This window comes from Arthrobacter sp. BK1, from assembly GCF_056680055.1.
Genome location: NZ_CM155263.1, coordinates 1,353,417 through 1,367,414, shown reverse-complemented (window position 1 = coordinate 1,367,414; position 13,998 = coordinate 1,353,417). Strand labels below are relative to the sequence as shown.

At 65.8% G+C, this 13,998-nt stretch carries 13 protein-coding genes and 1 tRNA gene; 5 read left to right on the top strand and 9 right to left on the bottom strand.

Annotated elements, in window-relative coordinates; genetic code table 11:
* Positions 1-3 precede the first annotated feature (3 nt).
* From AC1MCA_RS06030 to AC1MCA_RS06020, 3 genes are all read right to left on the bottom strand, one after another.
* Entirely contained in the window at positions 4-423 is a 420-nt protein-coding gene (locus AC1MCA_RS06030; protein WP_479801914.1) for an NUDIX hydrolase, read from the bottom strand.
* The gene (locus AC1MCA_RS06025) at positions 420-914 is read right to left on the bottom strand and encodes a DUF6314 family protein (RefSeq protein WP_479801913.1); all 495 of its coding nucleotides are present in this window, start codon (positions 912-914) and stop codon (positions 420-422) included. The genes AC1MCA_RS06030 and AC1MCA_RS06025 overlap by 4 nt, the downstream gene beginning before the upstream one ends.
* 1 nt (position 915) lies before the next feature.
* A tRNA-Arg gene (locus AC1MCA_RS06020) sits at positions 916-988 on the bottom strand.
* Between the two features lie 84 nt (positions 989-1,072).
* Here AC1MCA_RS06020 and AC1MCA_RS06015 point away from each other — a divergent pair.
* Positions 1,073-1,846, top strand: a complete 774-nt coding sequence (locus AC1MCA_RS06015; RefSeq protein WP_479801911.1) for a DUF998 domain-containing protein — start codon at positions 1,073-1,075, stop codon at positions 1,844-1,846.
* On the opposite strand, the gene AC1MCA_RS06010 is transcribed toward AC1MCA_RS06015, so the two are convergent.
* From AC1MCA_RS06010 to AC1MCA_RS05995, 4 genes are all read right to left on the bottom strand, one after another.
* Positions 1,833-2,252: a hypothetical protein gene (locus tag AC1MCA_RS06010; RefSeq protein WP_479801909.1), complete on the bottom strand. Its 420-nt coding sequence runs from the start codon at positions 2,250-2,252 to the stop codon at positions 1,833-1,835. The genes AC1MCA_RS06015 and AC1MCA_RS06010 overlap by 14 nt on opposite strands.
* 2 nt (positions 2,253-2,254) lie before the next feature.
* Positions 2,255-3,721, bottom strand: coding sequence for a PGAP1-like alpha/beta domain-containing protein (locus AC1MCA_RS06005; RefSeq protein WP_479801907.1), 1,467 nt, complete (start codon positions 3,719-3,721; stop codon positions 2,255-2,257).
* A 2-nt stretch (positions 3,722-3,723) separates the two neighbouring features.
* On the bottom strand, positions 3,724-4,554 hold the full coding sequence (locus AC1MCA_RS06000) for a hypothetical protein (RefSeq protein WP_479801905.1): 831 nt from the start codon (positions 4,552-4,554) through the stop codon (positions 3,724-3,726).
* Between the two features lie 89 nt (positions 4,555-4,643).
* Positions 4,644-5,276 (bottom strand): hypothetical protein, encoded by a 633-nt coding sequence (locus AC1MCA_RS05995; protein WP_479801903.1) that lies wholly within the window; start codon positions 5,274-5,276, stop codon positions 4,644-4,646.
* A gap of 32 nt (positions 5,277-5,308) precedes the next feature.
* On the opposite strand from AC1MCA_RS05995, the gene AC1MCA_RS05990 reads away from it, so the two are divergent.
* Positions 5,309-6,139, top strand: coding sequence for an inositol monophosphatase family protein (locus AC1MCA_RS05990; protein ID WP_479801902.1), 831 nt, complete (start codon positions 5,309-5,311; stop codon positions 6,137-6,139).
* Between the two features lie 130 nt (positions 6,140-6,269).
* Positions 6,270-8,867: a DNA helicase PcrA gene (gene pcrA / locus AC1MCA_RS05985; protein ID WP_479801900.1), complete on the top strand. Its 2,598-nt coding sequence runs from the start codon at positions 6,270-6,272 to the stop codon at positions 8,865-8,867.
* Here the strand turns inward: pcrA and AC1MCA_RS05980 are convergent.
* A complete protein-coding gene (locus tag AC1MCA_RS05980; protein WP_479801898.1) occupies positions 8,837-10,192 on the bottom strand; it encodes a phosphoribosyltransferase family protein in 1,356 nt (451 codons plus the stop codon). The genes pcrA and AC1MCA_RS05980 overlap by 31 nt on opposite strands.
* Before the next feature lie 149 nt (positions 10,193-10,341).
* Positions 10,342-11,727 carry an MBL fold metallo-hydrolase RNA specificity domain-containing protein gene (locus AC1MCA_RS05975; RefSeq protein WP_479801896.1) on the bottom strand — a complete coding sequence of 462 codons (1,386 nt, stop codon included), beginning with the start codon at positions 11,725-11,727 and terminating at the stop codon, positions 10,342-10,344.
* A 164-nt stretch (positions 11,728-11,891) separates the two neighbouring features.
* Here AC1MCA_RS05975 and AC1MCA_RS05970 point away from each other — a divergent pair, with 164 nt between their 5' ends.
* Both AC1MCA_RS05970 and sucC read left to right on the top strand, forming a co-directional pair.
* Positions 11,892-12,599 carry a hypothetical protein gene (locus AC1MCA_RS05970; RefSeq protein WP_479801894.1) on the top strand — a complete coding sequence of 236 codons (708 nt, stop codon included), beginning with the start codon at positions 11,892-11,894 and terminating at the stop codon, positions 12,597-12,599.
* A gap of 223 nt (positions 12,600-12,822) precedes the next feature.
* Positions 12,823-13,992 (top strand): ADP-forming succinate--CoA ligase subunit beta, encoded by a 1,170-nt coding sequence (sucC, locus tag AC1MCA_RS05965; protein ID WP_479801892.1) that lies wholly within the window; start codon positions 12,823-12,825, stop codon positions 13,990-13,992.
* Positions 13,993-13,998 lie beyond the last annotated feature (6 nt).

The following is a 13,998-nucleotide window of genomic DNA, read 5'->3' as shown; positions in this document are numbered from 1 at the left end:
GGCTCAGCGTCGGGAGGCAGCGAGCTCCGGCAGGATATGGTCCGTCAGGAGCGGCGCCAGGTCCGCGGGAAGCGCCGCACTCCTGGCCAGTGCGGCCAGGTCCAGCCAACGGATCTCCTCGATTTCGGCGGAGGGATGCGCCGTCCAGGTCCCCGGGGCCCTGAACACCGTTGCCTCGATGTCCGTGGCGGCCTCGTTGGCGGCGGCGGCGATCCAGACGCCCATCAGCTCCAGCTCCGCCGGCTGCAGCACGATCCCCACTTCTTCGCTGAGTTCACGGGCTGCGGCCTCCACGGCCGATTCGCCGGCCTCCGGCTTGCCGCCGGGGTGCATGAACATCCCGGTGCCGCGCTTGCGGACGGTCAGGAGGCGCCCGGCGTCATCAAAGACACAGACGGCGGAGACAACAATGCGGGCTTTCACGGTTCAGAGCCTAGCCGTCCGCCCGGCATCCTGTGCAGCCGCGAGGTGAGCAGCAGGTTTTTGCGCGGTCCGCTGACATCCCAGGTGTAGCCGAACCGGTCCGGGCCCTGGAAGGTGTAGCTCACGCGGTAAGTGTCCGGATCGCACCAGTGGGCGTCGTGGCTGGCCGCCGGAGCGAAGCTCATCCGGTGGAAAGGGCGGCCGTCGGCGAAGAACACGTCCAGGGCACTTGTGTCGGCAGAAGGCCTGAGGAGGTATTCCCGGAAGGCGGGACCGGTGAAGGTGGGCCAGCGCACGGTGCCTTCCTCGCGGAAGGCCAGGCCGCCGTCGTCCGTGGGGGAAAACTGCACGACGCCGGAAAAGGTTCCATGGGTGCCTGTTGCCCGGTCCAGCAACTGCCGCTCCACAGCCCAGGTCCCAGGCCGCCCGGTACCCATGGCGGGACCCAGCAGGTACGTGCGGAGGTCAAACTCCTGGACGGACAAGTTCAAGTGCCCTCGATTGGAATCGAACCAACGACACCGGCTTTAGGAGAGCCGTGCTCTATCCACTGAGCTACGAGGGCGTGTTTCCCGATGATCCGGCAGGGCCGGTCCGTCCGGACACGGATACCAGCATACAAGGTGCGCGCCCGTACTACGCTCTTGGCATGAGATCAGCCCCGTCCGCTGCGTCCGCGGTGGCGTTTATTCCCGATACCACCTCCACCCGGCAGTACATCGGCGCGTGGTCCGTCCTGAGCGTGCTGCAGTACTTCGCCGCGGAGGCGGCGGTGATTGCAGCCTGGGCCGGCCCGCGTCCCTACGACCTGCGCACCGGCTATATCAGTGACCTGGGAGCCATCTACTGCGGGATCTACGATGGCCGGGAGGTGTGCTCGCCCCTGAACTGGCTGATGAATGCCTCGTTTGTGGTCCAGGGGCTCGGAATGCTCCTCGGAGCGCTGCTGCTCAGCACCGGCCTGTTGTGCGTGGCAGCCAAAGCCGGAGCACCGGTCCGGCCTGCCCGCAGGAAGCCGTGGCTCGCCGCCGGAGCGGTGCGCGTCCTGACCGGGACCGCCGGAGCGGGTACGGTGCTGGTGGGCCTCGTGCCCGAAGACGTGGGCTCGGGCTGGCACTTCGTGGGCGCCGTGATGTACTTCGTCGCCGGTGCACTGGCCCTGCTGGTCCTGGGCCTGCTCTGGCTGCACAAAACCCCGCTGGCCTGGTTCATCCTGGCCTGCGGGGTGGTATCGTCTGCAGCGCTGGTCACCGCAGGGCTGACCCGGCTGGACGTCCCGGAGCCTGGCACGCTGGAACGGCTGATGGGCTACCCCGTCACGGTGGGTGTTGCCGCTGCAGGGCTGGTGATCGCCCAGCGGGTGCACCGGCACCGCCAGGAACTGCGTTCTTCTGCGTCTGCGCGTGGAATCAGGACCGGTTGAGGAAGAATTCGCGGAAATCGGTCAGCGAACTGCCCCCGGGGTAGCCGAGTGCATCTGCCCCCACCGAGACGGCATCGTCCGGTGAGAAAATGCTGGTCGAGAAGGTGCCCGACTGGAGGTCTTCCGTTTTCTCAAGCATCGCCGGCAGGGCTCCGTCCAAAGCCTGAGCCAGCGCTGCCTCGTCGCTGTCAGTCCCCACAAGCTTCGCGGTGATGAAGTTTCCCGACGTGTTCATGTTCACGTGGACCTGGGCCGATGCCACCCCCGGAACTGACATCGCAGCTTCCTCCAGGGCGGATTTCAGGCTCTCAGCATCCGTCGCGCCTTTCACCATGCACGCCGAGAGGCCCAGGACGATCAAAGATAAGGATGCCAGCGTTCCGGCGAGGGCTACGAGTCGGCGCATCATCACTGCTTTCGGGAAATATTGGACACCGTTGCGGTCACCTGGCCGGCATCCGAGGTCAGGAATCTTTGGGTTGATTGCTGTTGACTGTACTGGGCAATGGGCCCGCCGGCCTCGTGGTTCCCGGTGGACTCCACGTAGGCGGAGCCGTCGTGATAGTTGATGCCCGCGATGCCTGGGTCGCCGGCGGGGTTTGGCATCGTCACAATGGTGGCCCCGTTGTCCTGGGTGGTGGAGACGATCCCGCCCGGCCATGCGGTGGCGTCTGCCAGGTCCACTTGCGGTACGGGATCTCCGGCATGCTGCAGGGCCAGGACATCGATGGACGGCGGGATGGGCGTCGAATCCACGGGCGAACCGAACGTGACGACGTTGGTGACGTTGAAGCGGTCCGTGAACGCGCCGTCGGAAGCGAGTGCCGCAGCGATCATTCCGCCTTGGGAGTGCCCGGAGAGCATCACCGGTGCGCCTTCGGGAATGCCTGCGTTCTCCATGGCCAGCCTTACAGCCTCGGCCGCGGTGGACAGGTTGCCGCCGGCCAGTTCCAGGTTCCCGGTGAGATCGGTGGGATTTTCCGCGCCGTCGGGCAGCCACCGGGTAGTGCCGGGGATGCTGACAATGTACGCGGGCGGCTCGCCTGGCTTCTCGATCCTGGTGATCCGGACCCCGGTGTCCTCGGTGCCGGGTTTGCCCTGGTCGCCGTAGGCCAGGTTGGTTGTGGCCAGGACATCGCTGATGGCGGCCGGAACGGGCGTATTGCCCCGGCCATTGGCGTCCAGGCTCCCGGGATCTCCGACGCCAACTGCGATGGGGTCCCCGGCGACCGGCCGGCCATCGTCAAACAGGTGCGGGTTGGACAAACCCAAGGCGTAGGCGGTGGCGCGCAGGTTGTCCACGGCGGCGGCCACCAGCAGGCCGTTGGAGACAAGCTCTGTGACGGAGGGTGGCTCACCGGATGTTAGCCACCGCCAGCCCATGTCCATCACGTTGCCGGTCTGGTCGAAGACATTTCCTTGGGCGTCCATCAGGTTACGGATGGGAAGCGGAGCAGCGTCCTGAACGGCGTTCCAGGCGTCGCCCACCGCATCCTGGACAGTGTCTGTGACGTTTCCGGCCGTGTCCCACAGGTCCCCGGCGGCGCCGGTCACGGAGTCCACCAGCGAGTCGAAGAACGATGGTGCATGTGAAGCCGGCGCGCCGCCCGATCCCTTGCCGCTGGCCGCAATCTGCTCCTGTACATTGCGCCTGACAGCATTGGAAGCGGCCTTGAGCGCATGCGCCGTACCGATCAGCTTTGTCCTGTGGCCGGTCCATTCCGCCGTGAATTTCCGGGCGTCCCCACCCTTCCAGGGCGAGCCCTGGATCAGGGGGGTAAGGCTGCTGCCGAGGGCCGTCAGCCGGTCACTGGCCCGGGCGAGCTCTTCGCTGAGGCGCCGTCCACTCTCGATGTCCATTCCGTAGAGGGTCATGATCAGGCCGCCTGTTCCGCAACGCTGGCGAGATATTCCCGTGCGCCCAGCAGGCGCCACGCAAACTCCTGGCTGATGGCATCCGAAGGAACCGGCGCGAGGGCGGATCCGTCACCGGCCAAACTGGTCCCGACCGCATACAGGCGGTCCGCCAGCGCCCAGATGTCCCAGCTGACATGACCGGGAGCGCCGGCCAGAGCGGGACCCGCCGCCGGACCTGGCCCCGCGATTCGTGATCCGCCCGGGTGGGCCGACACCTGGAGGTGAATGGTGTACCTGGCATTGGCAACGGTTTCGCCGACGGTGGCCTCCGCAAACTGAGGCAGTCCGGAAACTTCCGGCATGTCCGGGAGGTGGGGCTTGAGGGCGGCCCAGGCATACTGTTCCGCGAAGAAGGAAATTTCGACGGCGTTGCGGACATCCGTTACCTCGACGCCGGCATCCCCGTGACGTATCAGCCGGGCATAAGTGACTCCGATGCCCCGGCCGCCGGCGAGGGCGAGTTCGGTGTGGACGGACAGGTCCGAAGACTGAACCACTGAACTGACCTTCAACGGGCCGAAAGCCGAAATCCAGACGGCCAGCACCCACTGCCGGGTAATGGCGCCCTTCAGGTCCACTATTCCTGCCTGGCGCAGTTCGGCCTCGAGAGTCTGAACGGCCTCGGCATCCATCTCCTGGACTGCCTGGGCCTGGACTGAGCCGGCGTAGGCGGAGAAGTCAGCGTCCGGCTCGTGCGCGAGTGCCCCGGCCGCCTTGTGAACAGTCAGTGCCCAGGCCAGCCCGCTGATCTTGAAGACGTTGAGCGCAACGTCCGTCCGTGATTCCCCCAAGGATTCCCCCGATGTTAAATTCTCAGCACGCGCCCAGCGCACCTGTTCGCCACACTATCGGCCCCTGCTCGGGACGGTAATGGGGAGAACTATCCGGCCTTTGGCCGCTGCGGCTTTTTCCGCAGGAACACTGCGGCCGCACCGGCCAGCAGGCTGAGGACCAGCAGCACCCACCCCGCGATCGTCAGCCCGGACGCCAAAGCGGCCTGGCCGGCGTCGGGCGTTTCCGATCCAAACAGCGCATCGATGGCGACGTTGCCCCACAACCGGGCCACCACGAACAGCAGAGGGAGTGCCCAGAGCGCCCAACGGAGGGCCTTCCTGGCCACGTTGGTCCCGATCAGCAGCAGCCACGTGAAACCGAAGATGAGCGGGAACAGGGTGCCCGCCGTTTTGTGGACGTAGTTGAGCTGGCCGCGGGCGTCGCCGTCCATGGCATCACGCAACTGGCCCACGTACCCCGGGTCAAAGCCGCCCACCAGCGAATCCGGCATGGCAAGTCCATCGGAGAGCTGGGTCAGCTGGTTCAGCGTCAGCAGGTGGAGGTACCAGAACAGGAACAGGCTGACCACCACGCCGGCGATCAGGATGAGGTTGCTGTTGCTCTGGGCTTTCTGCGGCGACCGTGCCGTGGTGGGGTTGATGACGGGCGGCAGGTTGTGCTGTGGAACAACAGCCTTCGAGCCGTGCTTCTTGATCCGCTGCGCTGGGGTCTTAGCCATGGCACCATTATCCCGCCCCATAAACTGGGTCAATGACCACTGGCCGGCACAGCGCCCTTGAACTTGATCCCACCCTGGACGACTACCAACTGGCGGCCGCGCTGGTCCGGGAAGCCGGCCAGCTCGCGCTCCTGATGCGGATGGCCGGGCTGCAGTCGCAGCAGAAGACGTCGGTCTCGGATGTGGTGACAGCCGCGGACCACGCCGCGGAGGCGTACGTACTGGAGCAGCTGCGGCGCTGCCGGCCGGAAGACGGGATCCTCGGCGAGGAGGGCGCCTCGGTGGCCGGCACCAGCGGCCGCACCTGGGTCATCGATCCGGTGGACGGCACCTACAACTTCCTGCACGGCTCCACCTACTGGTGCTCCGCGCTTGCACTGAAGGACACGGCGGACGTTCTGCTGGGCGCGATCTTCCAGCCGGAAGAGGACAAACTCTGGCTCGGCGGCACCGCCCAGCCCACCACTTTGAACGGCGCGACGGTCACCGCCTTCCAGAACGACGGCGGTGCCCGCAACTCAACCCCGCTCGCCGAATTCGGCGCCGCCACCTACATCCACCCCACCTGGCTGATGGATCCGCTCTGCGCCATGCCCTGGCATTCGGCGGCCACTTCCGCCGCAGCCCTGCGGATGTTCGGCTCCGGATCCTGCGACCTGGGCCGGGTGGCAGACGGACAACTGGGCTGCTGGTTCCAGCACAGTTGCCCGGAATGGGACTGGCTGCCCGGCCAAGCGATCGTCCGTGCCGCCGGCGGGGCCACGGACACCGTCCGCATCAACGGCCTGGACTGGTTCATGGCCGGAGGAACGACGGCGGTGCGCGAGCTGCGGACGGCCCTCGAGGCGGGCTCGGTCACCTGAGCCCGCCATCTCCGTGGTAGCTGTCCAGGGGCCGGCTGGTTATGGGCCGACTTTTTGGGTCGGCACAAGGTGAGACGTTATCCACAGGCTGAAGTGACTGTCGGCCCCACCGCCTAGACTTGTAGGCACCATGGATATGTTGTTTGACCCGTACTCTGACGGACCGTTCAAGGCCGGCTCCAAAGCTGCCGCCATCACCAAGTCGCGCCCGGAGGGTTTGGCAGCGTTCCCGGAATTCGGTGGCGGCGGGCCGGCCAGGGAAGCCGGAGGCGGTGCCGGACACACCCCTGAACGCCGCGCCGAACCCGGCACGCAGAACGCGGGTTGGGCCAGCCAGCAGCCCGCCGGCGAGGGCAACGGAGGCGCAGGACACCATGAAACGCACCACAGGCCAAATGCCGCCGAACTCCTGGAGGGCCTGAATCCCCAACAGGAGGAAGCGGTCAAGCACGCGGGGAGTGCCCTGCTGATTGTGGCAGGCGCCGGCTCCGGTAAGACCCGTGTGCTCAGTAACAGGATCGCGTACCTGATTGCCACCCGGCGCGCCCATCACGGCGAGATCCTGGCCATCACCTTCACCAACAAGGCCGCCGCGGAGATGCGGGAGCGCATCTCGGCACTGGTGGGCGGACGCGCCAAGATCATGTGGATTTCCACGTTCCACTCTTCCTGCGTGCGCATCCTGCGGCAGGAGGCCGCGAACGTCGGGCTGAAGTCCAACTTCTCCATTTATGACTCCGCGGACTCCCTCCGGCTCGTGACCCAGGTGTCCAAGAGCCTGGACCTTGATCCCAAGAAGTTCGCGCCCAAGGCCATCCAGCACAGGATCTCGGCACTCAAAAACGAGCTGATCGACGCCGATTCCTACGCCTTGTCCGCCAACCACAACGATCCCTTCGAATCAGCTGTGGCCGACGTCTTCAAGGGCTACACCCAGCGGCTGCGCCAGGCCAACGCCATGGACTTCGACGACCTCATCGCCGAAACGGTTTACATGTTCCGGGCCTTCCCTGCGCTCGCAGACTCCTACCGGCGGCGGTTCCGGCATGTGCTCGTCGACGAATACCAGGACACCAACCACGCCCAGTACGCCCTGGTGCGCGAGATTGTGGGCGAGGGCCCGGGTGCCTCCGAGCTCACCGTGGTGGGCGACTCCGACCAATCCATCTATGCCTTCCGCGGCGCTGACATCCGCAACATCGTTGAGTTCGAGAACGATTACCCGGATGCCCGCACCATCAAGCTGGAGCAGAACTACCGCTCAACCCAGAACATCCTCAGCGCCGCGAACTCGGTGATCTCACGCAACCCCAACCGCCCGGAAAAGCGGCTGTGGACTGCCGAGGGAGAGGGCCACAAGATCATCGGCTACGTGGGCGAAAACGAACACGACGAAGCCCAGTTCATCGCCAAGGAGATCGACCGGCTCCAGGACGAGGACAACCTCCGCCCCGGCGATGTTGCCATCTTCTACCGCACCAACGCGCAGTCCCGCTCCATCGAGGACGTGCTGGTCCGCGTAGGCCTGCCGTACAAGGTGGTGGGCGGCACCAGGTTCTACGAACGCAAGGAAATCAAGGACGCCCTCGCGTACCTGAGGGTCCTGGTGAACCCGGACGACGACGTCAACCTGCGCCGGGTGCTTAACGAACCCAAGCGCGGGATCGGCGACCGCGCCGAGGGAGCCGTGGCCGCGCTGGCGCAGCGGGAACGGATGTCCTTTATGGCCGCCGCGCGCCGCGCCGACGAAGCCCCCGGCATGGCCACCCGATCCGTCAACGCTGTCCTCGGTTTTGTGAAACTCCTCGATGACCTCGCAGAGGTAGCCACCGGTTCCGGTGCTGCCGCTGCGCTGGAGGCCGTCCTCGAACAGACGGGGTACCTGGCCGGGCTGCGTTCCAGCACCGACCCGCAGGACGAGTCCCGCGTGGAAAACCTGGCTGAACTGGTCGCCGTCGTTCGTGAATACGAGCAGGAGAACCCGGAGGGTTCCCTGGGGGCGTTCCTCGAACAGGTCTCGCTCGTGGCGGATGCCGACCAGATTCCGGACGCACCCGGCGCGGACATCGATGCCGCCGTCGCCGAAGCCAAACGGCTGGGCGTGGTCACGCTGATGACCCTCCACACCGCCAAGGGCCTCGAATTCCCCGTGGTGTTCCTGACCGGCATGGAGCACGGGCTGTTCCCGCACCAGCGCTCCGCCACTGATCCCAAGGAACTCGCCGAGGAACGCCGGCTCGCCTACGTGGGCCTGACCCGCGCCCGGAAGCGGCTGTACGTGACGCGTTCCGAGGTCCGGAGCATGTGGGGCCAGAGCCAGTACAACCCCGCCAGCCAGTTCCTCGAAGAGATTCCGGCCGAGCTGGTGGAGTGGAAGCGTGAAGGCACCAGCCGGCAAACCGGTGGCTGGGGGAGCGGTGGGTCCATCGGCTCCAGCCGGTACGGCGGATCGTTCTGGGGTGCCGGCACATCCCGCGGCGCCGCCGCGGATTCCTCGGCCGGTTTCAACGCCGACGTTCCAGCCATCATTGCCAAGAACCGGGTCCAGCCGCAAAAGGAGATTGTGGCGGTCAGCGTGGGGGACAAGGTGAACCACACCAGCTTCGGCAACGGAACGGTGCTTGCCCTCGAAGGTGCGGGGGACAAGACGGTCGCCAAGGTGAAGTTCGACGTCGGCGAGAAACGGCTCCTGCTCCGTTATGCGCCGCTGACGAAACTCGACGCCTGACCGTTCACAGTGGGCAAGAGGTAACGCACAAACCACTCGGCTGCCAGTGCCGCCACCTGGGTCAACGTCCCCGGCTCTTCGAAGAGGTGCGTGGCTCCGCGGACAACCTCCAGCCGGGCGGTTGCCCTCAGCCGGGTGAGTGCCTGCCGGTTGAGGGCAAGGACATGGGGGTCGGCACTCCCCACGATCAGGAGCGTCGGGGCGCGGACAGCGGCAAGCCGCGGGCCTGCCAGGTCCGGGCGCCCGCCGCGTGAAACAACGGCTCCCACCTGGGCGCCTGGCTCTGCCGCGGCCCACAGCGCGGCGCCGGCGCCGGTGCTGGCACCAAAGTATCCGACCAGGCTCGACGCCGTGTCCTCCCGGGTGCTCAGCCACTGGGTTGCCGCCGTAAGCCGCGCTGCCAGGAGCCCGACGTCGAACACGTTCTCCCGGTTGGCTTCCTCGGCGGGGGTGAGCAGATCCAGCAGCAACGTGCCCAGCCCGGCTTTCTGGAGCACCGCGGCGACCTGCCGGTTGCGGGGACTGCGACGGCCGCTGCCACTGCCGTGGGCGAAAACCACCATCGCAGGGCAGGGCACGGGCACGTGCAGGTTTCCACGGAGCCGGGCATCAGCCGAGGGGATTTCCACGTCCTCATCGATGGCTTTCCCGCCGGTGGCGGTGGGTATGTCAGCCGGGACCGGCTGCACAGGCCGGGCGGCCGCCTCGAGCAGCTGCATGACCTCCTCATCCCCCGTGGGGGAGAAATCGCGGTAGTAGTTGCCCACCGAACGGAAGTTCCAGGCACGAACAAGGCAGACGACGTCGTCGGGGCCGGTCAGCGAGGCCAGCGCCCTGCCCGAGGCCACCGGAACGGCCAGAATCACCCTCGCCGCTCCCCGTTGCCGGGCAACCATGCAGGCGACGCGGGCGGTGGAGCCGGTGGCGATGCCGTCGTCGACGATAAGGGCTGTGCAGCCGGTCAGATCAGCCGGGGCCCGTCCCTGCCGGTACCGCACAACCCGGGACTCCAGCAGTTCGCGTTCGCGCCGCTCCACGGCTTCAAGGCTGGCGTCATTCACGCCGGCGGAGGAGACAACACGCGGGTCCACCAGCCGTGCATTTCCCTCGCCGATCGCCCCCATCGCAAATTCCGGCTGGAATGGGACGCCCAGCTTGCGCACCACGATCACGTCCAGCGGCGCGCCGAGGATTTCCGCAACCTCGAAGGCTACCGGCACCCCGCCGCGGGGCAATCCCAGGACCACCACGTCCTGCCCCCGCAGCTCGACCAGCCGCTCTCCCAGCTTTCTGCCTGCATCGGTCCGGTCCTGGAATTCAAACATCACCCAGGTCCACTCCAATCTCTGGCCGGAAAAGGCCCGCGACGGGGCCAATGTCCCTTCAGTAGATACCCCCCCGGGGAACGGGTGAAAGGGACGAAAGGCCCGATCATAGGTGGGCCCACCCGCCTGAACCGGAGCGCACCTCCCGGCTACTGGGGATTATCCAGGGAGACGGATTCGAGGTACTCGGGGACGCGGACCTTCCATCCCAGTTCCCGTTTGATCCGGAGGCGGAGGGCATCGGACGAGTCGGCTTCCCCGTGGGTGACGTAGGTCATGGCCGGCGCTGTGGGGGCCGCCTGCATCCATTGGATCAGCTCATCGGCGTCAGCGTGGGCGGACAGGCCTTCCATTTGGATGACTTCCGCGCCGATCGGGATGTCCCGGCCGTAGATGCGCAGATGCTGCCCGCCCGCTGCGAGGGACGCGCCTCTTGTCCCGCCGGCCTGGTACCCGCTGAGGATGATCGCGTTACGTGGATCCGGGCCGTAATTCTCCAGGTGGTGCAGGATTCTGCCCCCGGTGAGCATCCCGCTGGCGGACAGGATGATCATGGGCCCGCCGCGGAGATTGAGCAGTTTGGAATCATCGGCACTTCGAACGGGGGTGGCCAGCTTGTACATCGCTTCAAATTCGTGCCGCTCGAGCCGGTGTTCTTCACGGTGGCGCTGATACATGCCGGACGCATCAATGGCCATCGGACTGTTCAAGTAGACGGGGATGTGCGGGATTGCGTCCTTGCCCATCAGGCGTGACAGATGCAGCAGCACTGTTTCGGCGCGTCCCACGGCGAAGGCCGCAATCATGATCACACCCTGTCTCTTGGCGACGCGGCTGATGATTTCACCAAGCTCCGCTTCAGGGTCTCCACTGGGGTGTGCGCGGTTCCCATACGTGGATTCAGTCACGAGCACGTCAACGGTCTCCAATGCTCTGGGCGGATGCATCAGGGGATCGTTGGCCCGGCCAAGATCGCCGGTGAAATGGATGGAATGTCCACCAGCGTTGAGATGGATCTGTGCAGCGCCGAGGATGTGGCCGGCGGGAAGGAACGTGGCTTCCATTCCGTCTCCCAGTCCGAACGGGGCGTCGAAATCCCGGGTCTCGAAGCTGTTGAGGGACCGGACGGCGTCTTCCGCGGTATAGAGGGGTGCCGGGGGACGGTGCCGGGACGAACCCCGGTAATCCGCGTAGCGGGCCTCCTCCTCCTGCAGGTAGCCGCTGTCAGGCAGGAGCAGCGTGCACAGCTCAGTGGTTCCCGGTGTCGCGTAGACCGGGCCGCGGAACCCGTCACGGACCAGCGCCGGAATGTAGCCGGTGTGGTCCAGGTGGGCGTGGGTGAGGACCACAGCATCGATGCTGGCCGGGCTGACGGGAAAAGGGACGCGGTTTCGGTCGCGGATCAGTTTATAGCCTTGGAAGAGCCCGCAGTCGATCAGGATTCGCCGTCCGCGTGACTGGATCAGGTACCTGGATCCGGTCACGGTATCCGTTGCGCCGAGAAAGCGTAACCGCGGCGGGTGGTGCTCCTCCATGAGTGCTCCTAAGGTGCGGCATGCCGGCTAAGTGCGCAGTTCCAGGGGCTGTGCCCCGCTGGGGTCCTTCCAGTAGATACCTCCGCGGGACGGGGTGACAGGGACAAAAGGCCCGTGGAAGCCGGGGCGGCCGGTCGCAGGCGTGAGCGTGGCGATAAAGCATAATGGGGACCATGCGACGGACTGCTCTGGGGATCTTCGCCGCCTTCTTTTTGCTGGCGGCCACTTCGTGTTCCATCACCACCGAGGACCCGGGCTACGTGGCTCCACCGCCGCTCCCGGCCATGGAACAGCTGGAACAGGCAGCCCTGGTGGACCCGGCCGGGTACCGGTCCGGCGACAGCGTCATCTCCTTCATCACCGAGGACCGGAAGGTGGCCTGCTCGCTGACTGACGCCCGCGGGGAGCACCTGAACCTCTCTTACGAGCTGAACGGCTTCAGCGACGCGGACAACAACAAACTCGCCATCGTCCCCGTGGCACACTGCGAGCTCGCTGACTATCCGAAACCGGCAGCGGGCGACATCAAGGACGACTGCGCGGGCACCGGCCTGGGCTATCTGGGCGGAACAGCGCTGCTGACCCCGGACAAAGCAACCTACGGGGAGTGCCGGTCCGGCGTCACACAAATGGAGGCCGCCTACGGACCCAAGGGGGACAAATCCGGCCCCCTGACCAAACTGACCGTCCTGGCAGAGGGCGCAAACCTGGAACGGAACGGGCTGCGGTGTTCGGCATACAACGGAGGCGTGGCATGCGGAAATGTCTCTGCCGGCGTCGGATTCTTCGTTTCCCCGGAAAGCTACGAACTTATTTCAAAGCCGCTGGAAACCGCCGCGCCGGCACCGGCAGAGGCCTCAAAAACCCCGTAATCTAGGGGTTTTTCTACGCTCCATAGAATAGTGTCCTTACTCACATAAGCGGTACTGTGGGACGGGCCGGTCCTTGATAAGGACTAGAGTTCCGAATGGAGCATTGCGCTGGGTGGCTGGTTTCCGGACCGGCCGCAGGCGCTATCAATCCGCAGCCCGGTCATCGTCTTGCGATGGTGTCCGACTGTACAGAAACTACTTCGACGTAGAAGGACACTAAACCGTGGACCTGTTTGAATACCAGGCGCGCGATATGTTCGAGGCGCACGGTGTACCCGTGCTTGCCGGCATCGTGGCGTATACCCCAGAAGAAGCTAAGGCAGCTGCCGAGAAGATCGGCGGCGTAACGGTCGTCAAGGCCCAGGTTAAGGCCGGTGGCCGCGGTAAGGCCGGCGGCGTCAAGGTTGCCAAGACCGCTGATGAGGCACTTGAGCACGCCACCAACATCCTGGGCATGGACATCAAGGGCCACACCGTCAACAAGGTGATGATCGCCCAGGGTGCTGACATCGCCGAGGAGTACTACTTCTCCGTGCTGCTGGACCGGGCCAACCGCAACTACCTGGCCATGTGCTCGGTTGAAGGCGGCATGGAAATCGAACAGCTCGCCGTCGAACGCCCTGAGGCGCTCGCAAAAATCGCCATCGACCCCGCCGTGGGCATCGACCAGGCCAAGGCTGACGAAATCGTTGCAGCCGCAGGCTTCGCTGAGGAACTGCGCGGCAAGGTCGCCGCCGTGATCCTCAAGCTGTGGGACGTCTTCAAGAAGGAAGACGCCACCCTGGTGGAGGTCAACCCGCTGGTCAAGACCGGCGCCGGTGAAATCGTTGCCCTGGACGGCAAGGTTTCCCTGGACGAGAACGCTGAGTTCCGCCACGCCAAGCACGCCCTCCTTGAAGACAAGGATGCTGCAGACCCGCTCGAGGCCAAGGCCAAGGCGCAGGACCTTAACTACGTCAAGCTGGACGGCGAAGTGGGCATCATCGGAAACGGTGCAGGCCTGGTGATGTCCACCCTGGACGTCGTTGCCTATGCCGGTGAGAACCACGGCAACGTCAAGCCCGCCAACTTCCTGGACATCGGCGGTGGAGCTTCCGCCGAGGTCATGGCTGCAGGCCTCGACGTCATCCTGGGCGACGAGCAGGTTAAGTCCGTGTTCGTGAACGTCTTCGGCGGCATCACCGCGTGTGACGCCGTCGCCAAGGGCATCGTTGGTGCGCTGGCCGAGCTGGGCCACTCCGCGAACAAGCCGCTGGTAGTCCGCCTCGACGGCAACAACGTTGAGGAAGGCCGCCGCATCCTGGCCGAGGCCAACCACCCGCTGGTTACCCTGGCCGCAACCATGGACGAGGGCGCCGACAAGGCTGCCGAGCTCGCCAACGCAGCTAAGTAAGGGACG